Below are 24442 nucleotides of genomic sequence, written 5' to 3'. Positions count from 1 at the left end.
TGACGGGTCGCCGATCATGCCGGTGAAGTCGCCGATCAGGAAAATGACCTGGTGGCCGAGGTCCTGGAACTGGCGCATCTTGTTCAGCAGCACCGTATGGCCCAGGTGCAGGTCCGGTGCGGTGGGGTCGAAGCCGGCCTTGATCCGCAGCGGACGGCCTTCCTGCAGGCGCGCACGCAGATCCTCGAGCTTGAGGATCTCGTCGGCACCACGGCCGATCAGGGCAAGGGCTTCTTCAATCGAGGACACGTGACTACTCCCGGCAACGCCGATTCTTGTGTGGGGTGTTAAAGCAAAGTTAACCCGATTGGCTTCACAAAAGCCAATGGGCACAAGGGTTTGACGCGGTTTTCTCAGGTGTCTATGGTAACCGGCGATCAGGCCCGCGCTCCCGGGCTGCCAGGAAAAAACCGCCGATGCACAATTCCGAACAAGGGCGCGCACGCAAGCAGCGCTTCCAGGAACGCCTCCACGTCCTGCACGACAACGCCCTGCATCGGAAGCTCAGGCAACATCTTCCCGCCGCCTTCAATGAGCGCTGGACCCGCCGTCATTGGATGCATGCCAGCCTGTTCGCGACCATCGGCGCCCTGGTGGCGACCATCGTCCCCGGCTTCTCGCACACCATCGACGCGCCCTTCGCCGACAGCCACACCAGCCTGGCGCTGCCGTTGCCGCCGCTGACCATGGCCCGCCAGCAGCAGGTGCCCGGAGACAGCTGGCAGGTGCTGCGGGTGCAGCGCGGCCAGACCCTGAGCGACCTGTTCGACAAGGCCGGCATTCCGGCCACCACCCTGCACCGGGTACTGGACCACCCAGGTGCGCGTGAGGCGCTGACCAAGCTGCGCCCGGGTGCCGAGATCGCCTTCGACATGCCGCTGTCCGGTGACCTGCGCAGCATCCGCTTCGATCGCGATGCCGACAACCGGGTGGAACTGAGCCTGGCCGGCGATGACATCAAGGAGAAGGTGACCAAACGCGAGACCTCCACGCGCACGGTGGTCACCAGCGGCGAGATCACCAGCTCGCTGTATGCCGCGGCCCGGCGCGCCGGGCTGTCGCCGTCGGCGATCGCGACGATGACCGACGACATCTTCAAGTATGACATCGACTTCTCGAAGGACCTGCAGCCGGGCGACCGCTTCAGCGTGGTGATGGATGAAACCTGGCGCGAAGGCGAGAAGGTGGACACCAGCAAGATCCTGGCGGCGACCTTCACCACCGGTGGCAAGACCTATTCCGGCTTCCGCTTCGACCGCAACGGCAAGTCCGAGTACTACGACATCAACGGCCGTTCGCTGAAGAAGAGCTTCATCCGCATGCCGATCCCGTTCGCGCGGCTGAGCTCGACCTTTGGCGCGCAAGCACCCGGTGCTGGGCAAGATGCGCATGCACAAGGGCGTGGACTACGCCGCGCGCACCGGTACCCCGATCATGGCCGCCGGCGACGCCCGCGTGCAGTTCGCCGGGGTGCAGCGCGGCTACGGCAACGTGGTGATCCTCGACCACGGCCGCGGCCACACCACCCTGTACGGCCACATGTCGCGCTTTGCGAACATCAAGACCGGCCAGCGCGTGGCCCAGGGCACGGTGATCGGCTATGTCGGCTCGACCGGCCTGGCGACCGGCCCGCACCTGCACTACGAATTCCGCGTCAACGGCGAGCACCGCAACCCGCTGACCGTGACCATGCCGCCGCCGGAGCCGCTGAAGGGCGCCGAGCTGGTCGCCTTCCGCGCGCAGACCGCACCGGCGATGGCGCGCATCCAGGGCATGGAGAAGCTGATCTACGCCGACGCCAGCCCGGCACCGACCAGCCGCGACGAGGCCGCCCCCGAGGTGGCCAGCGCCAAGGACAAGCAGGCAACCGGCCGCAAGCGCGGCTGAGCCCCTGCGTTGACGAAGAAGGACGCGGCAGCCCAAGCTTGCCGCGTCCTTTTTTTATGCCTGCCATGAACACGACTGCCGACGCTGACGCCCCCTGTACCTTGGCCTGATGTCGGGCACCAGCGCCGATGGCATCGATGCCGCGCTGGTGCAGTTCCCCGCCATTGGTGGCTGCCGCTTCGTGCATGGGCTGACCGCCCGCTGGGAGCCGGTGCTGCGGGCGCGGCTGGTGGCACTGGGCGAAGGGGGCCCGCTGGACTCGCTGGAGGAGCTGGGCGAACTGGACGCGCGGATCGCGATCAGCTTCGCTGAAGCCGCCAATCAACTGCTGGCCGAGGCCGGTGTGGACCGCAGCCAGGTCCGCGCGATCGGCTCGCACGGCCAGACCGTGCGCCATCGTCCGCTGGCCAATCCGGCCTTCACCGTACAGCTGGGCGACGGCAACCGCATCGCCGAGCTGACCGGGATCACCACGGTGTGTGATTTCCGCCGCCGCGACGTGGCAGCCGGAGGCCATGGTGCGCCGCTGATGCCGGCCTTCCACCTCGGCATGCTGGGCACGGCTGATGAAGACCGTGCCGTGCTCAACCTGGGCGGGATCGCCAACCTGACCCTGATCCCACGCGAAGGCGCGGTGCGTGGCTTCGATACCGGCCCGGCCAACGCGCTGATGGATGCCTGGTGCCAGCGCCACACCGGCCGCACCTTTGATGCCGACGGCGCGTATGCCGCCAGTGGCGCGGTGGACGAGAGCCTGCTGGCGGGTTGGCGTTCGGAGCCGTGGTTCGCGCTGCCGCCGCCGAAGAGCACCGGCCGCGAACAGTTCCACCTGGCTTGGGCCGAGGCCCACATGGGCGAAGGCCAGTACGCTGCCGCCGATGTGCAGGCCACCCTGCTGGAGCTGACCGTGGCAACGGTGGCCGATGCGCTGCTGGCGCAGCAGCCGCAGACCCGGCGCCTGCTGGTCTGCGGCGGCGGGGTGCGCAACCGGCACCTGATGAAGCGGCTGGCTGCACGGCTGCCGGGGGTGCAGGTGGAGTGCAGCGCGGTGCATGGGCTGGACCCGGAGTACGTGGAAGCGATGGGCTTCGCCTGGCTGGCGCAGCGGACGATGGACGGGCTGGCCGGCAACCTGCCGAGCGTGACCGGGGCGACGGGGCCGCGGATCCTGGGGGCGATCCACCTGGCGTGAGGTGATCATCCACGCATGGCGTGGATCTACCGGGAACGGCGGTCGAGCGTGGCTCGACGCTACATGGGCACTAATCGAAGCCCTGCCCTGCGGGCAGGGCCTGCAGGGCGGCGATGGCGTCGGAGAGCGCGTCCACTTCGGGATCGCCGAAGCCGGAGCGGACCTCCAGTTCACTGCTGAACAGGCCCTGCTCCAGCAAAGCGGCGCAGGTCTGTTCGTGGGTCCAGCCGCGGGCAACCGCGACACGTCGGATACGTTCCAGCAGCAGCGGGTCCAGGTCCCGCAGCACAACGTCGGCCATGCTCACTTCCCCGTTCGCAAGGCACCGCCCCCTCGGCGCGTCGGGGGCGATGATCCCGCAGACCGGGCGGGCAGGCAATCAGGCGGCGCTTGCGGCCTGGCGACGGCGCTGCTGCACGATCAACAGAGCGCAGAGGATCACCACCGGGATCGCCACCAGCGCGGTACCGACGAAGAACAGCGCGTAGCCTTCCAGCAGCGTCCGGCCCTGCGCGAGCGTCTGTACCGACCACCCCGAGAGCCCCTTGAGCGCCTTGCCGGGCATCGCGTAGAACGAACTCAGCAGCGCGTACTGGGTTGCGGTGTATCCGATGCTGGTCAGGCTCGACATATAGGCGATCAGCGCCGTACCGGCGAAACCGCTGGCGAAGTTGTCGATTGCCATGGCCACCGCGAAATGGGTGGTGTCCGGGCCCGAATAGGCCAGCCAGGCAAACGCCAGGTTGGAGGCCGGACCCAGCACGGCGCCCACCATCAGCGCCGCCAGCACTCCCCAGCGAACCGAGACCAGGCCCGCCGCAGCAATGCCGACGAAGGTCGCGACCAGGCCCACCGAGCCACGTACAGCGCCAACGGTGTCCTCGTCCAGGCCGAGATCGACGTAGAACGGGTTGGCCATCGGCCCCATGACGAAGTCGGCCATGCGATAGACGCTGATGGCCACCAGGATCAGGATCGCACCACTACGATGCTCGCGGACGAAGGCGATGAACGGCCCCGCCACGGCGTCGAACAGGCCCCGCGGCGTCCACAGCGAGGTCGCCTGAGCCTGCACGGCAGCCACTTCCCGCGCGGGCTCACGGGCCATGATCACGGCCACCACGCCAAGCGCCATGAGGACGGCCATGATCTCGTACGAGACCTGCCAGCCGACACGGGCCGCGATGATCAGGATCAGCGCATCGGTGACCAGCAATGCGGTGCGATAGCCCAGCGCCGAGGATGAGGTCAGCAGGCCCAGCTGCTCGCTGTTGTCAGCACTTTCAATGCGCCAGGCATCGATGACGATGTCCTGGGTGGCCGAAGCAAACGCCACGATCACGGCCATCACGCCGAACACGACGATGTGCTGCCAGGCGATACCCAGGAACTGGATCTGGCCCCCCTTGGGCTGGACCAGCGCCATGCCGACCAGGCCCACCACCACGACCAGCTGCGACAGCAGCATCCAGCCACGGCGGCGGCCAAAGCGACCGAACAGAGGCACGTCGGTCTTATCGACGATCGGCGCCCACAGGAACTTCATGGTGTAGGCCAGCCCGACCCATGACAGGAAACCGATCGTGCTCAGCTCGATGCCTTCCTTGCGCATCCAGAAGCCGAGCGTGTTGCCCACCAGATAGATCGGCAGGCCGGAACTGAAGCCGAGCAGCAGCATCGCCAGCACCTTGCGCTGGCTCAGGTTGGACACCACCTGCTGCCACGGCCGACGCGGCTTGGCAGCCTCGGTCACAGGTCGTAGTCCACGATGAACGGCGCGTGGTCGGAGAAGCGCTCGTCGCGGTAGATCGAGCAGCTGCGCAGGCGGTCACGCAGGCCCGGGGTGATGAACTGGTAGTCGATGCGCCAACCGACGTTGTTGGCGCGGGCAGCGCCGCGGTTGCTCCACCAGGTGTAGTCCTCGCCGGTGGGGTTGAGCAGGCGGTAGGCGTCAGCCCAGCCACGGCCGGCGGCGACATCGGTGGCCTGGCCATGGTCGGCGCACAGGGCATTGAGCCAGTCGCGCTCTTCCGGCAGGCAGCCGGAGTTCTTCTGGTTGGACTTCCAGTTCTTGATGTCCAGCGCCGAACGCACGATGTTCCAGTCGCCGCACAGCACGTAGTCGCGGCCGCTGCGCGCCCATTCCTCGAGGATCGGCCGCAGCCATTCCATCACTTCGAACTTGAAGCCCTGGCGCAGGTCGCCCGAGCTGCCCGACGGGATATAGAAGGAGACCACGCTGAGGTTGCCGTAGCGCGCCTCGATGTAGCGGCCTTCGTCGTCGAACGGGGCCCAGCCGAGCGAGGTGATCACCTGGTCCGGCTCGCGCTTGCTGTAGATCGCCACGCCGCTGTAGCCCTTCTTGGTGATGGCGTCGCGGTAGAAGCAGTGGTGGCCGTCCGGGCGGAACATCGGGTCGGTCAGCTGGTCTTCCTGGGCCTTGGTCTCCTGGATGCACAGGACGTCGGCGTCCTGGGACCGGAACCAGTCGAGGAAGCCCTTGGTTGCGGCGGAGCGGATGCCATTGGCGTTGAAACTGATGATGCGCATGCGGGGGACCTGCGGCGGGAAACCGGGCAAGCATACCGGTTGCCTGCGGGGCTGCGCAGTCCGCCAGGCCGGGCCGCGACACCCTTCACAGGGCCCCGGACGAGCGCGAAACGCCCAGCTGGATTAGGATTTGTGCTCCAAATGAAGATGAATCGAGTTTTGATGAGCGACCACCGCCACCGTTTCCTGCAGCTGGCCCTGACCGCCGACGCCCTGCGCTTCGGCCAGTTCACCCTCAAGTCCGGCCGGCTGAGCCCCTATTTCTTCAACGCCGGTCGTTTCGACTCCGGTTCGCTGCTGTCGCAGCTCGGCGCCTGCTACGCCGATGCCATCGATGCCACCGGGATCAAGTACGACGTGGTGTTCGGCCCCGCCTACAAGGGCATTCCGCTGGCCACCGCGATGGCCTGCGAGCTGGCCCAGCGTGGCCGTGACCTGCCGCTGTCGTTCAACCGCAAGGAAGCCAAGGACCACGGTGAAGGCGGCCAGCTGATCGGCGCCGACATGAACGGCAAGCGCGTGCTGATCGTCGACGACGTGATCACTGCGGGTACCGCGATCCGCGAAGCGCTGGGCATCATCCGCGCCGCCGGTGGCACCCCGGCCGGCATCGTGGTGGCACTGGACCGCCAGGAGATCGCTTCGGAAACCGATCGCCGTTCGGCGGCACAGTCGGTGGCCGAAGAGGCCGGCATTCCGGTGATCGCCGTGGCGTCGCTGGCCGACCTGCTTGATTTCGCCTCCGGCAACCCGGAACTTGTGGGTTACCGGCAGCCGCTGGAAGCCTACCGGGCCCAGTACGGCGTCCGTTCGATCCGCTGACCGACCCAGGGGAAAGGTCATGTCCCGAGTTCCTGCTGTGCTCTTTGCCGGCCTGCTGCTGGCCGTGCCGTTCACCGTACCGGCGCAGTCGCGCGACAGCGGCAAGACGGAAAAGAAGCTGTACTGCTGGAACGAGGGCAAGGAGCGGATCTGCAGTGATTCGCTGCCGGCCGACGCGGTCAACCATGCCCGCGAGGAGTTCAACGCGAGGAGCGGCCTGCGCAATGCGCAGGTCCAGCGCGCGTTGACCGACGAAGAGCGCGCCGCCGCCAGCACGGAGGCGGCGCAGCAGCAGCTGGACCTGATGGCCGCGCAGACCCGCCAGCGCACCGAGCAGGCGATGCTGACCACCTATGGCAGCGAGGACGACCTGCGCCGGGTGTTCGCCGAGCGCCAGGAAGTGCTGGACAACAACCTGAAGACCGCCGAGTACAACGTCACCAGCCTGCGTGAGTCGCTGGTGGCGCTGCTGGCGGCCGCAGGTGACCGCGAACTGGTCGGTGGCAAGGTGGCCGACAAGCAGGCCGAGGCGATCCGCCAGCGGCACGTGCAACTGCAGTCGCAGCAACGGCTGCAAGCCGGGTTCCTGCAGCAGCAGCAGGCGTTGAAGGCCGAGATCGACAGCACCCTGCAGCGCTATCGCGAGCTGAAGGGGCTGGTGTCGGCGAGCCAGGCTCCGGCGGGCTGACCACGCTCCCGCCGCCGGGCATGGCCCGGCGCTACCCAGGGCCTGGTTACGGATTGGACCACGGAATTTATGCACTCTTTACGCGTCGGCCCGGTCCGGCGCGTAGTGCGTTTATGGGCGGCAGGACGACGATGACGGCCTGAGGTGGAGGGGTTCCACCAGGACGCTATTGCAATGTCCCCCTGGCTGTCGTTGTTGTGTGGCGTGCTGGTGCTGGTCGCCGCCGCCTATCTCCTTTATGTCGTGCTGCGGCCCGAGTCGTTCTGAGCGGAGCCGGCCATGACTGAGATGCTTGTGATTATTGCCGCCAGCCTGCTGCTGGCGTGGCCGCTGGGCCTGTACCTGGCCCGCGTGATGCGTGGCACTCCGATGAAGGTCGACGTGCTGTTCCACTGGATCGAGAAGCCGCTGTACAGGGTGTTCGGGGTCGATCCGTCGCGCTCGATGTCCTGGCGCGGCTACGTGCTGGCCTTCGTGCTGAGCAACGTGGTGGTCGCGGTACTGACCCAGGCGGTGTTCATGACCCAGGCCTGGCTGCCGCTGAATCCGGACCAGATCCCGAACATGCGCTGGGACACCGCGCTGCACACGATGATCTCGTTCCTGACCAACACCAACCAGCAGCACTATTCTGGCCAGGCGCAGCTGTCCTATCTCTCGCAGATGACCGGCATCACCGGCCTGCAGGTGGTGACGCCGATGATGGGCCTGGCGCTGGCAGTGGCGACGCTGCGGGCGTTGTTCTCGCGTGCGCCGCAGGCTGCGGTGGCGACGGGTACCGGCGATGACCGCCAGGTGGCGGTGGGCAACTACTACGTGGACGTGGTGCGCCTGTGCGTGCGCTTCCTGCTGCCGCTGTGCCTGGTGTGGACGCTGGTGCTGACCAGCCAGGGCGTGCCGTCGACGATGACCGGTGGGCCGCAGGCCACGCCGATCGACGCCAGCGCCGGCATGGCCGAACAGAAGCTGCCGCTGGGCCCGGTCGCGGCGATGGTCGCAGCCAAGCAGCTGGGCGCCAACGGTGGCGGCTGGTACGGGCCGAACAGCAGCTTCCCGCTGGAGAACCCGACCCCGCTGTCGAATGCGCTGGAAATCGTCGGCATCCTGCTGGTGCCGATGGCGGTGATCTTCATGATCGGTGCGTTCACCGGCCGACGTCGCTTCGGCGCCCTGGTGTTCAGCTGCATGCTGGGCATGTCGCTGCTTTCCACCGGCGCGATGATGTGGAGCGAAGGACATAGCGCCAGCGCCGCCACGCCGCTGCTGATGGAAGGCAAGGAAGTGCGCTTCGGCGCCGATGGCACCGCGCTGTGGGCGGCGGTGACCACCCAGGTCTCCAACGGCTCGGTGAACGGCATGCACGATTCGCTGGCACCGCTGAGTGGCGGCATCGCGATGGTCAACATGCTGGTCAGCGCGATCTGGGGCGGCATCGGCTGTGGCCTGCAGCAGTTCATCGTGTACCTGCTGCTGGGTGTGTTCCTGGCCGGGTTGATGACCGGGCGCACGCCGGAACTGTTCGGCCGCAAGCTGGAGACGCCACAGGTGCGCCTGCTGGCCCTGCTGGTGCTGCTGCAGCCGATCACCCTGCTGGTGTTCACTGCGATCACCCTGGCCGTACCCGGCCTGGCGGGCACCTCCAACCCCGGCTTCCATGGCATCAGCCAGGTCTTCTACGAGTACGTCTCGGCCTACGCCAACAACGGCTCGGGCTTCGAAGGGCTGGGTGACGCCACGCTGTGGTGGAACCTGAGCTGCTCGCTGGTACTGCTGCTGGGCCGCTTCCCGCTGCTGATCATTCCGCTGGTGGTGGCCGCACAGCTGGCTGCCAAGCGCCAGGCCCCGGAGTCTGCCGGCAGCCTGCAGATCGAAACCCCGACCTTCGCCCTGACCCTGGTCTCGGTGATCGTCATCCTGACCGTGCTGCAGTTCATGCCGGCGCTGGTACTCGGCCCGATCGCCGACCACCTGAGCCTGGGACTGCACTAAGGACACCCTGATGAGTACCCAAGCAAGCTCAACCCGTAATACCCATGCAGCGCGCCCTGCCCTGCTGGATGGCGCCGGCCTGCGCCGTGCGCTGGTCGAAGCGGTGCGCAAGCTGTCGCCGATGCATCTGGTGCGCAGCCCGGTGATGGCGGTGGTGATGGCCGGCACAATCGTCGCCGCGATCGTCACTCTGACCGGCAATGCGCCGCTGGGCTTCGGCCTGGCAGTGACCGTGATCCTGCTGGTGACCGTGCTGTTCGGCAACTTCGCCGAAGCGGTGGCCGAAGCGCGTGGCCGTGGCCAGGCCGCCTCGCTGCGGCGTGCCCGCCAGGACCTGGTGGCACGCCGGCTGGCGGCGCCGCAGCCGGGCGCCGCCGAAACCCAGGTGCCGGCCGCCGAACTGCGCCCGGGCGACCATGTGATCGTCAGCGCCGGTGAACTGGTGCCGGCCGATGGCGAGATCGTGCAGGGCCTGGCCACCATCAACGAAGCGGCGGTGACCGGCGAATCGGCACCGGTGCTGCGCGAGGCCGGTACCGACCGTTCCGGTGTGATCGGTGGCACCAAGGTGCTGTCCGACCAGATCATCGTGCGGGTGACCGCCGAGCCGGGCCACAGCTTCCTGGACCGGATGATCGCGCTGGTGGAAGGCGCCAACCGCCAGAAGACCCCGAACGAGATCGCGCTGACCCTGCTGCTGGCGGCGATGACGCTGACCTTCCTGGTGGTGGTGGCCACGTTGCCGGCCATTGGTGCCGCCGTCGGCGTCAAGGTCGATCCGCTGCTGCTGATCGCGCTGCTGGTGTGCCTGATCCCGACCACCATCGGCGGCCTGCTGCCGGCCATCGGCATCGCCGGCATGAACCGTGCGCTGGCCGCCAACGTGCTGGCCAAGTCGGGCAAGGCGGTGGAAGTGGCCGGCGACGTCGACGTGCTGCTGCTGGACAAGACCGGCACCATCACCTACGGCGACCGCCAGGCCAGCCACTTCCATCCGTTGGCCGGCATCGACGCCAGCCAGCTGCGCGAGGCGGCACTGCTGTCCTCGCTGGCCGACCCGACCCCGGAAGGCAAATCGATCGTGCGCCTGGCGCGCGAACAGGGCTGTGCCACCGCCGAACCGGACCACGCCGAGTACCTGGCGTTCAGTGCGCAGACCCGCATGTCCGGCGTGGATCTGGAACATGGGCGGCAGATCCGCAAGGGCGCCGCCGATGCGATCCGCACCCACGTGCAGGCGCTGGGCGGCAACGTGCCGGCGGAACTGGCCGGTCGCGTCGAACAGGTCGCACGCAACGGTGCCACCCCGCTGGTGGTGGCCGAGGGCCGCCACGTGCTGGGCGTGATCGAGCTGTCGGACGTGGTCAAGCACGGCATGCGCGAGAAGTTCGCGCAGCTGCGGGCGATGGGCATCCGCACGGTGATGATCACCGGCGACAACCCGCTGACCGCCGCCGCGATCGCTGCCGAGGCCGGCGTCGATGACTACATCGCCGAGGCGCGCCCGGAAGACAAGCTGGCACGCATCCGCCAGGAGCAGGCCGGTGGCCGCCTGGTGGCGATGGTCGGCGATGGCACCAATGACGCGCCAGCGCTGGCGCAGGCCGACATCGGTCTGGCGATGAACTCCGGTACGCAGGCGGCGAAGGAGGCCGGCAACATGGTCGACCTCGATTCGGACCCGGCCAAGCTGCTGGCGGTGGTGGAAGTGGGCAAGCAGCAGCTGATCACCCGCGGCGCGCTGACCACCTTCTCGCTGGCCAACGACGTCTCCAAGTACTTCGCGATCCTGCCGGCGCTGTTCGCCGCGGCCGTTCCGACCATGGCCGCCTTGAACGTGATGCAGCTGTCGAGCCCGCGCAACGCGGTGCTGGCAGCGCTGATCTTCAACGCTCTGGTGATTCCCGCCCTGATCCCGCTCGCCCTGCGTGGCGTGCGCTTCCGCCCGGCCACTGCAACCGCACTGCTGCGCCGGAACATGCTGGTGTACGGCCTCGGCGGCGTGCTGCTGCCGTTCGCAGCGATCAAGGCGATCGACCTTCTTCTTGTCCTGGTATTCGGCGCATGAACCGTACTGCTTCCACTTCATCTTCCCTTCCGCGCGAACAAAAGGCCGAGGCCCGCGTGGCCAGCCTGCAGGACGGCGCCAGCTGGCGCCCGGCGATCGGCCTGGGCCTGGCCACCCTGCTGCTGGCCGGTGCGGTCTACGCCGGTATCGCCACCGGTTTTGCCGGCCTGGCCTACCCGACCCAGGCCGAGGGCAGCCTGCTGCGCGATGGCAACGGCCAGGTACGCGGCTCGGCATGGTTGTCGCAGCCGTTCACCGGTGACGGCTACTTCCAGGCACGTCCGTCGGCAGCCAACTACGACCCCATGGCCGCGGCCGGTTCCAACATGGCGCGCAGCAACCCGGCCCTGGCCGAGCGTGTTGCCGCCAGCACGGCTACAGTGGCCGCGCGAAGGTGTCGCCCCGGCGCAGGTGCCAGCGGACCTGGTCACCCAGTCCGCCGGCGGCCTGGATCCGCAGCTGTCGCCGGCGGCGGCGCGCCTGCAGGTGGCACGCGTGGCACGTGCCCGTGGCCTGCCGGTGGAACGCGTGCAGGCGCTGGTGCAGGCGCATACCGAAGGTCGCCAGTGGGGCCTGTTCGGCCAGCCGCGGGTGAACGTGGTGACGCTGAACTTCGCGCTGGACCACGCGGCCAAGGCACCGTGATACCGACCTGCACCGGCTGCGCGCACAATGGCGGCCATGACAGCGGCACCCATGACTGATGCGCGTACCCGCCAGGCCGATGCCCTGGTCGAAGGCCTGCAACGCGAAGCCGGCGGCAAGCTGACTGTGTTCCTCGGTGCGGCGCCGGGCGTGGGCAAGACCTACACCATGCTGACCCGCGCACAGGAACAGCTGCGCCGCGGTGTCGACCTGGTGGTGGGCCTGGTGGAAACCCACGGCCGCGCCGATACCCAGGCGCTGCTGGAGGGCCTGCCACAGCTGCCGCTGAAGGCAGTGGCCTATCACGGCCACATCCTGCAGGAGATGGATCTGGATGCCGTGCTCGCACGGCATCCGGCGCTGGTACTGGTGGACGAACTGGCCCACCGCAATGCGCCGGGCAGCCGCCATGAGCGGCGCTGGCAGGATGTGATGGAGCTGCTGGACGCCGGCATCGACGTCTGGACCACGGTCAACATCCAGCACCTGGAAAGCCTCAACGACGTGGTGATGCGGATCACCGGCGTACGCGTGAGCGAGACCGTGCCGGACGGCGTGCTCGACCGCCTGCATGACATCGTGCTGGTCGACCTGCCGCCACGCGAACTGATCGCGCGCCTGCAGCAGGGCAAGGTCTATGTGCCCGAACAGGCCGCGCAGGCGCTGCAGGCGTTCTTCTCGCCGGCCAACCTGACCGCACTGCGCGAACTTGCAATGCAGGAGGCCGCCGATCGCGTCGACAGCAGCCTGCGTGAGGCACGCGCTGCCCGTGGCGAGAGCAACCTGCCGCTGCGCCGCGGCGTGCTGGTGGCGATCGACGGCGGCGGCCAGAGTGAATACCTGGTGCGCGTGGCGCGACGCATCGCCGAACGCCGCGACGCACCATGGACCGTGGTGACCGTGCAGGGACGACGCCAGGACGAGGCGACCCAGCGCGAGATCGATGCGGCCTTCGCCCTGGCACGGCGGCTGGGCGGCGACGCCGAGCTGTTGCACGGATCGAGCATCGCCGACGCCCTGCTCGACCACGCCGCGCACAACGGCGTGTCCACCCTGGTGCTGGGGCGGACCCGCGAGCGCCCGCTGGCGCGGATGTTCAACCGAACGTTGACCCAGCAGCTGATCCAGCGCGGCGCGCATTACGAGATCACCATCATCAGCACGCCGCAGGCACGTGCGCGCTCGCGCCGCGAGGGCCTGCTGCCGCCGGTGCGCGGCATCAGCTACGAACCGGCGCAGGCACTGATCGCCACCGCGTTGGCCTGTGCGGTGGCATGGCTGGCCGAACGCTGGGTGGGCATGGCCGATCTGTCGATGGTGTTCATCGTGGCGGTGGTGCTGGTCGCTGCGCGCACGCGCCAGCGTGGCGGTGATGGCGGCGATCCTGTGCTTCCTCGCCTACAACTTCCTGTTCATCGCGCCGCGCTTCACCTTCGCCATCGGTGCACGCCAGGGCGTGATCACCGTGTTCCTGTTCCTGGCCGCGGCACTGGTGGCCGGGCGCCTGGCCTCGCGCCTGCGCATGCAGGTGATCGCGCTGCGCGCGGCCAATCGCCATGCGCGTGCGCGCCAGCAGCTGGGCCGCCAACTGGCCAGTGCCGCCGGCAACGGCGAGGTGGCGCAGGCGGGTCGGCATGCACTGGAACAGGCCATGGACGTGCCGGCGTGGCTGCGGATCGGCGCCGATACCGCAACCGGTGGCCGCAGCCAGCCCGGCGACACCGACCTGGCCGCCGCCGACTGGGCGCTGCGCCATGGCCAGCCCAGTGGCCGCTTCACCGACACCCTGGCCGGCGCGCAGTGGTGGTTCCTGCCGTTGCTGGATGGCGAGGACCGCGCGATCGGCGTGGCCGGCCTGTACCTGCCCGGCGCACAGGCGCGCCTGCTGCCCGAACAACGGCAGCTGGCCGAAGCAATGGTCGATGACATCGCGCAGGCCGCGCTGCGCACGCGGCTGGTGGCCGAACTGGAGCAGGCGCACGTCAGCAACGAGACCGAGCGACTGCGCTCGGCGCTGCTCTCTTCGGTGTCGCACGACCTGCGCTCGCCACTGGCGGCGATGATCGGCTCGGCCGACAGCCTGGCCAGCTATGGTGCGGCAATGGATACGGCCGATCGCCGTGCCCTGCTCGACACCATCCTGGTCGAGGGCGAACGGCTGGACCGCTACATCCAGAACCTGCTGGACATGACCCGCCTCGGCCACGAGGGATTGAAGATCAACCGCGACTGGATCGGCGTGGACGAACTGATCGGCTCGGCCGCACGGCGCCTGCAGCGCTACCAGCCGAAGGTGCGGCTGGAGCTGGACATTCCGGCCACGCTGGCGCCGATCTGGGTACACCCGGCGCTGGTCGAACAGGCGGTGTTCAACGTGATGGAAAACGCGGCCAAGTTCTCACCGCCGGATGCGGCCGTGCAGGTGCAGGCGCGCGAACTGGACGGCCAGCTGCGCATCGACGTGATCGATGCCGGCCCCGGCATTCCCGACGACGAGCGTGCGCGCATCTTCGACATGTTCTACAGCGTGGAGCGCGGTGACCGTGGCCGCCATGGCACCGGCCTGGGCCTGACCATCTGCCAGGGCATGATCGGCGCACATGGCGGCAGCGTGCAGGCGCTGCCCGGACGCGACGGTCGCGGTACCCTGATCCGCATCACCCTGCCCCTGCTCAAGCCAGCCTCCCACGATGAGCCCGACCCCGATTGATGCCAGCGTGCCGGCCGCGCGCGTGCTGGTGATCGATGATGAAACCCAGATCCGCCGGTTCCTGGACATCAGCCTGCGCGCGCAGGGCTACCAGGTGCGGCAGGCCGCCACCGGCCAGGAAGGCCTGCAGCTGGCCGCCAGCGAGGACATGGATCTGGTGATCCTGGATATCGGCCTGCCGGACATGGAAGGCCACGAGGTGCTGGAACAACTGCGGCAGTGGAGCCAGGTGCCGGTGATCATGCTGACCGTGCGTGCCGGCGAGGCGGAGAAGGTGCGTGCGCTGGATACCGGCGCGAATGACTACGTGACCAAGCCGTTCGGCACGCAGGAGCTGATGGCGCGGGTGCGGGCGCTGCTGCGCACGCGCAGCGTGCCCAGTGATGGCACGCCGCCGGTATTCGACGACGGCCACCTGCATGTGGACCTGGTCCGCCGTGAAGTGGCGCTGGATGGCGAGCCGGTAGCGTTGACCCGCAAGGAGTACGCGCTGCTGTCGCTGCTGCTACGCAACGCCGGGCGGGTGGTGACCCAGCCCCAGATCCTGCAGGAGATCTGGGGCCCGACCCACCAGCACGACACCCATTACCTGCGCATCCTGGTCGGCAAGCTGCGGCACAAGCTGGGTGATTCAGCGCTGGATTCGCGCTACCTGTTCACCGAACCGGGCGTGGGCTTGCGGTTCAAGGGGTAGTGCCGGCCGCTGGCCGGCAACCTCCTGAACCCCAGAACCATCCTGTGGTTGCCGGCCAGCGGCCGGCACTACCCGATCGATCCAATCCCGATCAATCAGAACCCCAGCGGGGTGTCGCCCAGCACCGGTTGCAACTGGCTGCGGAACAGCGCCTGGATGCGTTCCAGTGCCGCCTCGTCATTGCCTTCGAAACGCAGCACCAGCACCGGCGTGGTGTTGGAGGCGCGCACCAGGCCCCAGCCATCGGGGAAGTCCACGCGCAGGCCGTCGATGGTCGACAACCGACCGCCCACATACGGGTTGTCCGGCGACTGCGCCGCCGCCACCAGCATCGCCACCAGCGCATGCGGCGTGCCTTCGGCCACCGGCACCTTCAGCTCCGGCGTGGCCACCATCTCCGGCAGCTCTGCCAGTACCTCGTCCGGAGTCTCCTCGCGCTGGGCCAGGATCTCCAGCAGGCGCGCAGTCGCATACAGGCCATCGTCGAAACCGAACCAGCGCTCCTTGAAGAAGAAGTGGCCGCTCATCTCGCCAGCCAGCTCGGCATCGGTCTCGCGCATCTTCGACTTCATCAGCGAATGCCCGGTCTTCCACATCAGCGGGCTGCCACCATTGCGCAGCACGTGGTCGGACAGCTTGCCGGTGCACTTCACGTCGTAGATCACCATCGCGCCCGGATTGCGCATCAGCACGTCGGCGGCGAACAGCATCAGCAGGCGGTCGGCATAGATGATCTTTCCTTCGCCGGTGACCACGCCCAGGCGGTCACCGTCGCCATCGAAGGCGACGCCGAGATCGGCACCGAAGCGCTTCACCGTCTGCACCAGGTCTTCCAGGTTGGCCGGCTCGCTGGGGTCGGGATGATGGTTGGGGAAGGTACCGTCGACATCGCAGTACAGCGGGATGACTTCCGCACCGATCGCTTCCAGCAGCTGCGGCGCGAGCGCGCCGGCCACGCCGTTGCCGGCATCGGCCACGACCTTCAATGGGCGGTCCAGCTGCACGTCGTCGGCAATGCGCTGGATGTAGTCGGCGCTGACATCGCGCTGCTGGTAATCGCCCGGCTCGGCGGCCTGTACCAACCGGCCTTCAATGATGCGCTGGTAGAGATCGGTGATGGCATCGCCGGACAGCGTCTCGCCGCCGATGACCACCTTGAAACCGTTGTACTCGGGCGGGTTGTGGCTGCCGGTGACCGCCACGCAGGTGCCGGTACGCAGATGGAAGGCGGCGTAGTACACGACCGGGGTCGGTGCCAGGCCGATGTCGATCACCGCGCAACCGGCGCGCCTCAGGCCCTCGGCCAACCCTGCGGCCAGTTCCGGGCCGGACAGGCGGCCGTCGCGGCCGATCACCACCTCACGCAGGCCCTGCTCCAGGGCCACGGTGCCGATGGCCTGGCCGATCAGCGCCGCCGTTTTCGGCGTCAGTTCACTGCCAACCACGCCGCGGATGTCGTAGGCGCGGAAGATACCGGCCGCCAGTTCCTCGGCCGGAACCGGTGGCGGGGGCGGCGGTGCACTTTCAGTTGTGCTGGCCTCGGCCACCGGCGGCGGCGCCATCTGCAGGCTCTCGCTCAGGGTCGGGCCATGATCGGCTTCCGCCACGGTCGCCCGGCGCGGCAGCGGCAGCGACTTCGGCAGGCGGCCGCGCCCCACCACCAGCAGCACGGCGATGAACGCCAGCAGCAGCGCAACGATGGCGCTGGCCAGCGAACCCAGGCCCAGCGGACCAGGTTCGACATTGGGTACCGCGGCCACCAGCCGCAACGGCGTCCCCGGAATCGGCCGCGCCAATGCCTCGGCGCTTTCGGCCAGGCCGGCATCGCCCTGGGCGACGAGGTCATGCGCGCCCTGGCGCAGGCCAAGGAAACCGGCCGATGGCGCACTCACCTGGTCCAGCGGTGAGGTCAGCCGCAGCAATGGCTGGCGCACGTAGAGCACCGCCGGGCCGAGACTGCCCAGTTGAACCGGCGCTGCCAGGCCCAGGCGATTGCCACCGCCATCGCGGACCACGCGCAGGCTGGGCTTGCCTTCGGCCAATGCCGCTTCCAGCAGCGCCAATCGGGCATAGCCAAAGGCGGCCGGGTCGGCGTAGGCGTTGGCCAGATCGGCCGTCAGTACCTCGGCGTGCTCGACGCCGGTCCAGCTCTCGCGGACCGCGAGTGCCGCCGCAGCGGCATCACCGGCCTGCAGCGCCTGCTGCACGCGCTCGTTCTTCAGCTGCTGCTGCAGCTGCTTCAGCTGGCCGGCAGCGGCCTCCTGCAGGCCCTGCACGGCCTGGTCACGTGCAGCTTCCAGCGCCTGGCCGTTGGCCTCCTGGCGCCATTGCTGCACTGCGCTCCATCCGAACCAGCCGGCCAGCAGGATCAGCAGCACCCCCAGTAGTGGCGCACTGCGTCCCAACGACCGTCCCCGCTGTCCTTCCCCGATGCCGCTCATCGATGTCCCCTGTCAACGCACCCCGGTATGGCCGAATCCACCCGTTCCCCGCACGCTGTCGGTGAAAGTATCCACCACCTGCAGGCTGACGCGGGCAATCGGCACGATCACCAGCTGCGCGATGCGATCGCCCGGCTCGATGGTGAAGGCCTCGCGGCCACGGTTCCAGACGCTGATCAGCAGCGGGCCCTGGTAATCGGCATCGATCAGGCCGGTGCCGTTGCCGAGCACGATGCCGTGGCGATGGCCCAGCCCCGAGCGCGGCAGGATCACCGCGCACAGGTGCGGATCGGCGATGTGGATGGCCAGGCCGCTGGGCACCAGCGCGGTGTCGCCCGGCTGCAGGGTCAGCGCGGTATCCAGCGCCGCGCGCAGGTCCATGCCGGCGCTGGCCTCGGTTGCGTAGGCCGGCAGTGGCCAGCTGTCGCCGAAACGCGGGTCGAGCAGCTTGACCTGCAGCGGTAGGGAAGTGAAAGCCTGGGTCATGCCTGGAGTCTCCGCGCGATCAGCGCCAGCAGTTGTTCGGCCAGCTCACGCTTGGAGGTGGCCGGGAATACCTGTTCACCGTCCTGCCAGAAGGCCGTGGCGGCATTGTTGTCGCTCTCGAAACCGCCACCGCTGATGCCGACCTGGTTGGCGATCACCAGGTCGAGGCGCTTGTCGACCAGCTTGCCACGCGCGTATTTCTCCACGTCGTGGGTCTCGGCGGCGAAGCCGACCACCAGCTTCAGCGACTGGGTCTGCGCGGCGACTTCGGCAAGGATGTCCGGCGTGCGCACCAGCTCGATCACCAGCGACTGGCTGTCGGCGGTCTTCTTCAGCTTCTGCTGGGCCACCTGGCGCGGTGTGTAGTCGGACACCGCTGCGGCACCAATATAGATGTCGGCCGGCAGCGACTTCAGCACGGCATCGCGCATCTGCGCAGCCGAGCGCACGTCGACGCGCTGCACGCCGGGCGGCGTCGGCAGCTGTACCGGGCCGCTGACCAGCACCACCTGGGCGCCCATCGTCGCGGCGGCCGCGGCCAGGGCAAAGCCCATCTTGCCGCTGCTGCGGTTGCCGACGTAGCGCACCGGATCGATGTCTTCATAGGTCGGGCCAGCGCTGATCAGCAGGCGAAGGCCCTGCAGCGCGCGGGTTTCCGGTGCGACAACCGCCGCTGCAGCACCGCCATTGGCAGCCAGCGCGGCAACGATGTCGCCCGGTTCGGCCAGACGGCCGGGACCGGATTCGCCTTCGGCCAGCGGACCGTCGACCGGGCCGATCACCTGCGCGCCGCGCTGGCGCAGCAGGGCGATGTTGGCCTGGGTGGCCGGATGCAGCCACATGCGGTGGTTCATCGCCGGGCAGATCGTCAGCGGCGCGGTACTGGCCAGGCACAGGGTGCTGACCAGATCATCGGCGTGGCCCTGGGCCAGCCGGGCCAGCAGATCGGCGGTTCCCGGGGCAACCACGATGCGGTCGGCCCAGCGCGCCAGCTCGATGTGGCCCATGGCCTGTTCGGCGGCGCTGTCCCACAGCGTGGTGCGGGTGGGCTGCCCGGACAGGGCCTGGAAACTGAGCGGAGTGACGAACTGCTGGGCACCGGCGGTCATCGCCACCTGCACCTGGGCACCGGCGTCGCGCAGGCGACGCACCAGTTCCAGGGCCTTGTAGGCCGCGATCCCGCCTCCGACGCACAACAGCAGTTTCTGACCTTCCAGCGCGCGGGCCTGCGCGGGGGAAGCGTTGGGGGAGTCAGCCACCTGGAATTCCTGTGCAAACGAGGGCGCTAGCTTACCCGATGGTCGGTAATGTCCCGGTGCAGGGTGCACATAGCGGACAGCTATCAGTAGATGGAGCGCGCTGCGCCTGACCCTGGGTTAGCCGGGCATCGGTTTCGGACCTTTCCTATACCTCTGCGGGTCTGCGCTTTTGCAGAATCAGGCATTGGCTGCCGTCTGCCGTGGCCTGTTCGACCTTCGAGGAGCCTCGTGCATCCACGCATCATCATTGCCGACGACCATCCCGTGGTCCTGCATGGCATCCGTATCGTGCTGCAGACCCACCTGATGGACATCGTCGGCAGTGCACGTGACGGCGCCCAGCTGCTGGAGCTGGTGGACCACCACGACTGCGATGCGGTGCTGACCGACCTGTCGATGCCGGGTGACGGCCCGGACGGTCCAGAGCTGATCGACGCGCTGCGCGTGCGTCACCCCAGGCTGCCGGTGGTGGTGCTGACCGGCGCCCGCCATCCCGGGCTGCTGGACGGACTGCTGCGCGAGGGCATCAGTGGGCTGGTCGACAAATGCGCCGATTTCGCCGAACTGCCGCAGGCACTGAACGCCGCACTGGCCGGGCAGGTCTTCGTCTCCCAGCAGCTGCGCCACCACCTGCAGGCGCGCGACCTGCTGTTTCCACGCGAACCGTCGCCGCTGTCGGCGCGGGAACAGGAAGTGCTGGATCTGCTGGCGACCGGGCTCAGCGTGAATGCCGTCGCCGAACGCTGCGGGCGCAGCCCGAAGACCATCAGCCGGCAGAAGGCCGAAGCCAAGCGCAAGCTGGGCCTGCAGAACAACCAGGAACTGTTCGACTATCTGCAGACCCGACGCGGGTGAGGCATCGTCCGACCCGGTGCTGCGGTATGCACCGATGGGAGCCGTCACGCAGGCTGGCGATGATGCAGGCATGCCCATCCATGACTGGCCCGAACAGGAACGCCCCCGCGAGAAGCTGATCGCGCGCGGGCCCACGGCACTTTCCGACGCCGAACTGCTGGCCCTGTTTCTCGGCTCCGGGTTCGGTGGCCGCGATGCCGTGCAGACCGCGCGCGACCTGCTGCAGGCGCACGGCCCGTTGCGGGTGCTGCTGGACCGCCCCGCGCGTGACCTGGCCCGCCTGCCCGGGCTCGGCCCGGCGCGCAGCTGTACGCTGGCTGCCGGGCTGGAACTGGCCCACCGCTACCTGGCTGCCGAGCTGGAACACGGCGAAGCGGTCGGCAACAACCCGGCCGCGGTCGGCCGCTATCTGCAGCACCGCCTGCGCGGGCAGGCCCGGGAGATCTTCATGGCCCTGTTCCTGGACAACCGGCACCGCCTGATCGCCTGCGAGGAGCTGTTCCACGGCACCATCAACGCCGCACCGGTCTACCCCCGCGAAGTGGTGCGGCGCGCCCTGCTGCACAACGCGGCGGCGGTGATCCTCAGCCACAACCACCCTTCCGGCGACCCGGAACCCTCCAGCGCCGATACCCGCATCACCGACGAACTGCAGCAGGCACTGGCGATGGTGGACGTGCGCCTGCTGGACCACTTCGTGGTCGGTGAGGGCCGCCCCGTTTCGTTTGCTGAACGAGGCCTGCTGTCGCCGCCCCAGCCCCGCCTGTTCGGCTGAGCGCCCGCCCTCCGGGCGCCATCGGTCGCCCCCACAGGCAGGTTTCGGTCAGCGTGGCCGCTGGTATCTGCGCTAAAATGGGCGATTCCGCCGCTCATTCTCACAGCAGGCCTCGTGAAAAATCTCCTCCGCGCCCTGATCAGCCAAGGCATCGAAGCCTTGCGCGCCAATGGCACCCTGCCCGCCGACTCCCTGCCGCCGGACTTCGTGGTCGAGCGCCCGAAGACCCGTGACCACGGCGACTTCGCCACCAATGCCGCGATGCTGCTGGCCAAGGCCGCGCGCAGCAATCCGCGCGCACTGGCACAGGCGCTGGTCGAGGCACTGCCGCGCAGCGAGGACGTCAGCAAGGTCGAGATCGCCGGCCCCGGCTTCATCAATTTCCACCTGGCGCCGGCCGCGTACCAGCGTGAAGCCGCGTCGGTCATCAAGGAAGCCCACGACTACGGCCGCAACCTGTCCGGCAATGGCCGCACGGTGGGCGTGGAGTACGTGTCGGCCAACCCGACCGGCCCGCTGCATGTCGGCCATGGCCGCGCGGCGGCGATCGGCGACTGCGTGGCGCGTGTGCTCGACGCCAACGGCTGGAACGCCAAGCGTGAGTTCTACTACAACGACGCCGGCGTGCAGATCGAGAACCTGGCGCTGTCCACCCAGGCGCGGATCAAGGGCATCGCGCCGGACCAGGACGGCTGGCCGGAAGGCGGCTACCGCGGTGAATACATCGCCGACGTCGCCCGCGCCTACATGGCCGGCGCCAGCGTCGATCTGGAAGGCAGCACCGTGGTCGGCGCCAAGGACCCGGACGACATGCAGGCGATCCGTCGCTTCGCCGTGGCCTACCTGCGCAACGAGCAGAATCTGGACCTGGCCGCGTTCGGCGTCGACTTCGACATCTATTTCCTGGAAAGCTCGCTGTACGCCGACGGCAAAGTCGCCGAAGCGGTCGCCAAGCTGCAGGCCTCGGGTCATACCTATGAAGAAGGTGGCGCGCTGTGGCTGCGCAGCACCGACTTCGGTGACGACAAGGACCGCGTGATGCGCAAGTCCGACGGCACCTTCACCTACTTCGTGCCGGACGTGGCCTACCACCTGTCCAAGTGGCAGCGCGGCTACGAGCGCGCGATCACCGAGCTCGGCGCCGATCACCATGGTTCGCTGGCACGCGTGCGCGCCGGCCTGCAGGCGATGGAAGTGGGCATCCCGCAGGGCTGGCCGGAGTACGTGCTGCACCAGATGGTCACCGTCATGCGTGGCGGCGAGGAAGTGAAGCTGTCCAAGCGTGCCGGCAGCTACTTCACCCTGCGCGACCTGATCGAGGAGGCCGGCCGCGATGCCACCCGTTGGTTCCTGATCGCGCGCAAGCCCGATTCGCAGCTGACCTTCGACATCGACCTGGCCCGCCAGCAGAGCAACGACAACCCGGTCTTCTACGTGCAGTACGCGCACGCCCGCGTCTGCAGCCTGCTGCGCCAGGCACAGGAGAAGGGCCTGGTGTACGAACAGGGCAATGGCCTGGCCAACCTCGGCCGCCTGGCCGACGACGCCTCGCTGCTGCTGATGAACGAGATCTCGCGGTACCCGGAAGTGGTGGAGGCGGCCGGCGTGGCGCTGGAACCGCATCTGGTGGCGCAGTACCTGCGTGAATTGGCGCACGCGTTCCACACGTGGTATCACGGGACGCCGGTACTGGTGGAAGACGCTGCGGATCGCAACGCCAAGCTGACCCTGGCCTGCGCCGCGCGCCAGGTGCTGGCCAACGGCCTCGAACTCCTGGGCGTCAGCGCCCCGGAAAAAATGTAAGCATCAGGAGACGCAGTACACATGGCAGCACGACGCGGCAAAAACCAGGCACGACGCAACAGCAGCAGCCAGGGCACACCCGGATGGGTGTGGCTGGTCGCTGGCGTGGCGATTGCGGCCGTGGTGTTCCTGGCGGCGCCGAACCTGTTCAAGGGCGAAGGCGATGGCTTCCTTCGCGCCGGTCCGCAGCCGAACCCGAACGCGCAGCCTGCCCCGGTCGCTGATGCCGACAGCGATGTCGGCACCCAGCCGGCCGCGCAGCCGGCCACGCCGAAGCCGGCCGAACCGGAAAAGCCGGCCGCCACCCAGTACGACTTCTACACCCTGCTGCCGGGCAAGGAAGTTGAAATGTCCGACGCCGAACTGGCCGCCAGCGCGCGTGCCGAGGACCAGCGCCGGGCCAAGGCCGAAGCGCAGCGGCGCAGGCGGCACTGGAAGGCAAGCCGGTTCCGCCGCCAGCGGCTACCGCGCCCGCACCGACGGCAACCGCCAGCGTGGCCAGCACCGCACCGGTGACCGCCACCAGCCGTCCGCTGCCGGCACCGCTGAGCGAACGACCGGCTGCGGCAACGCCTCCGGCCAGCACGCCGACGGCGTCGACCAGCACCGCCGCCGCCACTCCGGCAGCGCGTGCGGAAACCGCGCCGACCGCGGCCACTACCGCAGGCGCTGCGGCACCGGCTGCCGCTGACAATGCCCGCTACATCCTGCAGGCGGGTGCGTTCGGTGCCTCCGGCGATGCCGAAGCGACCAAGGCCAAGCTGGCGATGATGGGCCTGGCGGCACGCGTGGAATCGGCGCAGATCAACGGCAAGACCGTGTACCGCGTGCGCATGGGGCCGTATGGCAGTGCAGGTGAACTGTCTGAAGCCAAGCAGAAGCTGGATGGCACCGGCCTGCAGGCGATGGCGATCAAGGCACAGTGAGTCTGCCGAAGTGAATGAAAAGCCGGGCACAGCCCGGCTTTTTTTTGTCTGTGTAGAGTCGAGATCCTATGTTCGTGGTCAAGCCTGCTGGAAGCAGGCTTGACCCACCTTCAGCATGGCCGGATCGAAGTCCCGGCCGCTTTTGAAGACACCCCAGGCGATCCTGGCCAGCTTTCTGGCCAGGATGTTGAAGACGGCGGTGCTGGGGTGACCGCGTTTTGACAGCTCGTCGTAGAGCGGTTGCCCCCGACGACACCGCTTGAGCCCCATGGCGGCCATGTAGAGCATCTGGCGCAGCACTGGCGCGCCCTGTTTGGACAGCCGACGCCGTCCCGTTCTGCCGCCAGACTCGTTAGGCCGGGGATCCAGGCCGGTGCAGGCGATCCACGCGTTGGCGTTGGCCAACGGCCAGCGCGTCATGTAGTAAATCAGGTGAGCGGCGACGGCGGGGCCGATACCAGGGATGGTCAACAGGCGCTTGTAGAGCGTGCCATGCTCTCCATCGCGACCCAAGCGCTGCAGTTCGCTTTCCAGCTCGGACAGCGTCCCAGCCAGAGCGCAGAACAGATCTGACAGCTCCCCGGGGGCACTTTTGCTTACCCCGAAGGATTGCTCCAGGCGCGCGTGTCTTTACCAGCGTCTGCCGCTTGCG

18 protein-coding genes and 4 pseudogenes (1 of these 22 running past the window's edge) are annotated in these 24442 nt (G+C 68.3%); 14 read left to right on the top strand and 8 right to left on the bottom strand.

From position 1 onward, the window contains the following. Nucleotides 1-249, bottom strand: the 5' end (the start) of a protein-coding gene (tyrS, locus tag ACZK2V_RS01755; protein WP_049462156.1) for a tyrosine--tRNA ligase. Its footprint begins 963 nt before the window's first position; 249 of the gene's 1212 nt are visible here — the first part of the coding sequence; it begins with the start codon at nt 247-249; the stop codon falls past the left edge of the window. 167 nt (nt 250-416) lie between these two features. Here tyrS and ACZK2V_RS01750 point away from each other — a divergent pair. Both ACZK2V_RS01750 and ACZK2V_RS01745 read left to right on the top strand, forming a co-directional pair. Further along, nucleotides 417-1887 (top strand): annotated as a pseudogene (locus ACZK2V_RS01750) (peptidoglycan DD-metalloendopeptidase family protein). Between the two features lie 109 nt (nt 1888-1996). Further along, complete coding sequence (locus ACZK2V_RS01745; protein ID WP_486322907.1) at nt 1997-3079, top strand: anhydro-N-acetylmuramic acid kinase; 1083 nt, start codon at nt 1997-1999, stop codon at nt 3077-3079. 70 nt (nt 3080-3149) lie between these two features. Here ACZK2V_RS01745 and ACZK2V_RS01740 read toward each other — a convergent pair whose 3' ends face one another. From ACZK2V_RS01740 to ACZK2V_RS01730, 3 genes are all read right to left on the bottom strand, one after another. Beyond that, entirely contained in the window at nt 3150-3380 is a 231-nt protein-coding gene (locus ACZK2V_RS01740; RefSeq protein ID WP_005420465.1) for a hypothetical protein, read from the bottom strand. Nucleotides 3381-3458: 78 nt separating this feature from the next. After that, nucleotides 3459-4832, bottom strand: a complete 1374-nt coding sequence (locus tag ACZK2V_RS01735) for a muropeptide MFS transporter (RefSeq protein ID WP_049462159.1) — start codon at nt 4830-4832, stop codon at nt 3459-3461. After that, nucleotides 4829-5629, bottom strand: coding sequence for an exodeoxyribonuclease III (locus ACZK2V_RS01730; protein WP_032128444.1), 801 nt, complete (start codon nt 5627-5629; stop codon nt 4829-4831). The genes ACZK2V_RS01735 and ACZK2V_RS01730 overlap by 4 nt, the downstream gene beginning before the upstream one ends. Nucleotides 5630-5791: 162 nt before the next feature. Between ACZK2V_RS01730 and pyrE the strand changes: the two genes are divergently transcribed. The 8 genes and pseudogenes from pyrE (at nt 5792) to ACZK2V_RS01690 (ending at nt 15245) form a co-directional block, all read left to right on the top strand. Further along, a complete protein-coding gene (gene pyrE, locus ACZK2V_RS01725; protein WP_010486876.1) occupies nt 5792-6451 on the top strand; it encodes an orotate phosphoribosyltransferase in 660 nt (219 codons plus the stop codon). A 19-nt stretch (nt 6452-6470) separates the two neighbouring features. Then, nucleotides 6471-7139, top strand: a complete 669-nt coding sequence (locus tag ACZK2V_RS01720) for a hypothetical protein (protein WP_049462160.1) — start codon at nt 6471-6473, stop codon at nt 7137-7139. A gap of 174 nt (nt 7140-7313) precedes the next feature. Next, on the top strand, nt 7314-7406 hold the full coding sequence (locus tag ACZK2V_RS01715; protein ID WP_005407770.1) for a potassium-transporting ATPase subunit F: 93 nt from the start codon (nt 7314-7316) through the stop codon (nt 7404-7406). Between the two features lie 12 nt (nt 7407-7418). Then, nucleotides 7419-9128, top strand: coding sequence for a potassium-transporting ATPase subunit KdpA (gene kdpA, locus ACZK2V_RS01710; protein ID WP_049462161.1), 1710 nt, complete (start codon nt 7419-7421; stop codon nt 9126-9128). 10 nt (nt 9129-9138) lie between these two features. Next, entirely contained in the window at nt 9139-11196 is a 2058-nt protein-coding gene (gene kdpB, locus ACZK2V_RS01705; protein WP_049462162.1) for a potassium-transporting ATPase subunit KdpB, read from the top strand. Continuing rightward, nucleotides 11193-11841 (top strand): annotated as a pseudogene (kdpC, locus tag ACZK2V_RS01700) (potassium-transporting ATPase subunit KdpC). Before kdpB ends, kdpC begins: the two are co-directional and overlap by 4 nt. A gap of 51 nt (nt 11842-11892) precedes the next feature. Continuing rightward, a pseudogene (locus ACZK2V_RS01695) lies at nt 11893-14551 on the top strand (ATP-binding protein). Further along, on the top strand, nt 14532-15245 hold the full coding sequence (locus ACZK2V_RS01690) for a response regulator transcription factor (RefSeq protein ID WP_004153862.1): 714 nt from the start codon (nt 14532-14534) through the stop codon (nt 15243-15245). Before ACZK2V_RS01695 ends, ACZK2V_RS01690 begins: the two are co-directional and overlap by 20 nt. A 95-nt stretch (nt 15246-15340) precedes the next feature. Here the strand turns inward: ACZK2V_RS01690 and ACZK2V_RS01685 are convergent, their stop codons facing one another. The 3 genes from ACZK2V_RS01685 to coaBC are packed head-to-tail and all read right to left on the bottom strand — an operon-like array spanning nt 15341 to nt 19431. Then, nucleotides 15341-17686, bottom strand: coding sequence for a phosphomannomutase/phosphoglucomutase (locus ACZK2V_RS01685; RefSeq protein WP_049462165.1), 2346 nt, complete (start codon nt 17684-17686; stop codon nt 15341-15343). 12 nt (nt 17687-17698) lie between these two features. Next, the gene (gene dut, locus ACZK2V_RS01680; protein ID WP_049462166.1) at nt 17699-18172 is read right to left on the bottom strand and encodes a dUTP diphosphatase; all 474 of its coding nucleotides are present in this window, start codon (nt 18170-18172) and stop codon (nt 17699-17701) included. Beyond that, on the bottom strand, nt 18169-19431 hold the full coding sequence (gene coaBC / locus ACZK2V_RS01675; RefSeq protein WP_049462167.1) for a bifunctional phosphopantothenoylcysteine decarboxylase/phosphopantothenate--cysteine ligase CoaBC: 1263 nt from the start codon (nt 19429-19431) through the stop codon (nt 18169-18171). Before coaBC ends, dut begins: the two co-directional genes overlap by 4 nt. A gap of 228 nt (nt 19432-19659) precedes the next feature. Between coaBC and ACZK2V_RS01670 the strand changes: the two genes are divergently transcribed. From ACZK2V_RS01670 to ACZK2V_RS01655, 4 genes and pseudogenes are all read left to right on the top strand, one after another. Then, a complete protein-coding gene (locus tag ACZK2V_RS01670) occupies nt 19660-20286 on the top strand; it encodes a response regulator (RefSeq protein ID WP_049399051.1) in 627 nt (208 codons plus the stop codon). A gap of 70 nt (nt 20287-20356) precedes the next feature. Continuing rightward, on the top strand, nt 20357-21061 hold the full coding sequence (gene radC, locus ACZK2V_RS01665; RefSeq protein ID WP_032130338.1) for a RadC family protein: 705 nt from the start codon (nt 20357-20359) through the stop codon (nt 21059-21061). A 114-nt stretch (nt 21062-21175) separates the two neighbouring features. Continuing rightward, nucleotides 21176-22864: an arginine--tRNA ligase gene (argS, locus tag ACZK2V_RS01660; protein ID WP_012478915.1), complete on the top strand. Its 1689-nt coding sequence runs from the start codon at nt 21176-21178 to the stop codon at nt 22862-22864. A gap of 21 nt (nt 22865-22885) precedes the next feature. Continuing rightward, nucleotides 22886-23790: pseudogene (locus ACZK2V_RS01655) on the top strand (SPOR domain-containing protein). A gap of 78 nt (nt 23791-23868) precedes the next feature. On the opposite strand, the gene ACZK2V_RS01650 reads toward ACZK2V_RS01655, so the two are convergent. Continuing rightward, nucleotides 23869-24303, bottom strand: coding sequence for a transposase (locus ACZK2V_RS01650; RefSeq protein WP_223276878.1), 435 nt, complete (start codon nt 24301-24303; stop codon nt 23869-23871). Nucleotides 24304-24442: the final 139 nt, after the last annotated feature.

Source organism: Stenotrophomonas sp. 93052_Sma, assembly GCF_056481145.1.
Note: the sequence above shows the minus strand (reverse complement) of the source record. Positions and strands in the feature narration are given on the sequence as shown.

Coding starts and splice junctions, on each gene's coding strand:
- ACZK2V_RS01745 (WP_486322907.1), top strand. CDS start 1,997: ATGTCGGGCACCAGCGCCGATGGCATCGATGCCGCGCTGGTGCAGTTC.
- dut (WP_049462166.1), bottom strand. CDS start 18,172: ATGACCCAGGCTTTCACTTCCCTACCGCTGCAGGTCAAGCTGCTCGAC.
- kdpB (WP_049462162.1), top strand. CDS start 9,139: ATGAGTACCCAAGCAAGCTCAACCCGTAATACCCATGCAGCGCGCCCT.
- ACZK2V_RS01720 (WP_049462160.1), top strand. CDS start 6,471: ATGTCCCGAGTTCCTGCTGTGCTCTTTGCCGGCCTGCTGCTGGCCGTG.
- ACZK2V_RS01690 (WP_004153862.1), top strand. CDS start 14,532: ATGAGCCCGACCCCGATTGATGCCAGCGTGCCGGCCGCGCGCGTGCTG.
- radC (WP_032130338.1), top strand. CDS start 20,357: ATGCCCATCCATGACTGGCCCGAACAGGAACGCCCCCGCGAGAAGCTG.
- ACZK2V_RS01685 (WP_049462165.1), bottom strand. CDS start 17,686: ATGAGCGGCATCGGGGAAGGACAGCGGGGACGGTCGTTGGGACGCAGT.
- kdpA (WP_049462161.1), top strand. CDS start 7,419: ATGACTGAGATGCTTGTGATTATTGCCGCCAGCCTGCTGCTGGCGTGG.
- ACZK2V_RS01715 (WP_005407770.1), top strand. CDS start 7,314: ATGTCCCCCTGGCTGTCGTTGTTGTGTGGCGTGCTGGTGCTGGTCGCC.
- ACZK2V_RS01730 (WP_032128444.1), bottom strand. CDS start 5,629: ATGCGCATCATCAGTTTCAACGCCAATGGCATCCGCTCCGCCGCAACC.
- pyrE (WP_010486876.1), top strand. CDS start 5,792: ATGAGCGACCACCGCCACCGTTTCCTGCAGCTGGCCCTGACCGCCGAC.
- ACZK2V_RS01740 (WP_005420465.1), bottom strand. CDS start 3,380: ATGGCCGACGTTGTGCTGCGGGACCTGGACCCGCTGCTGCTGGAACGT.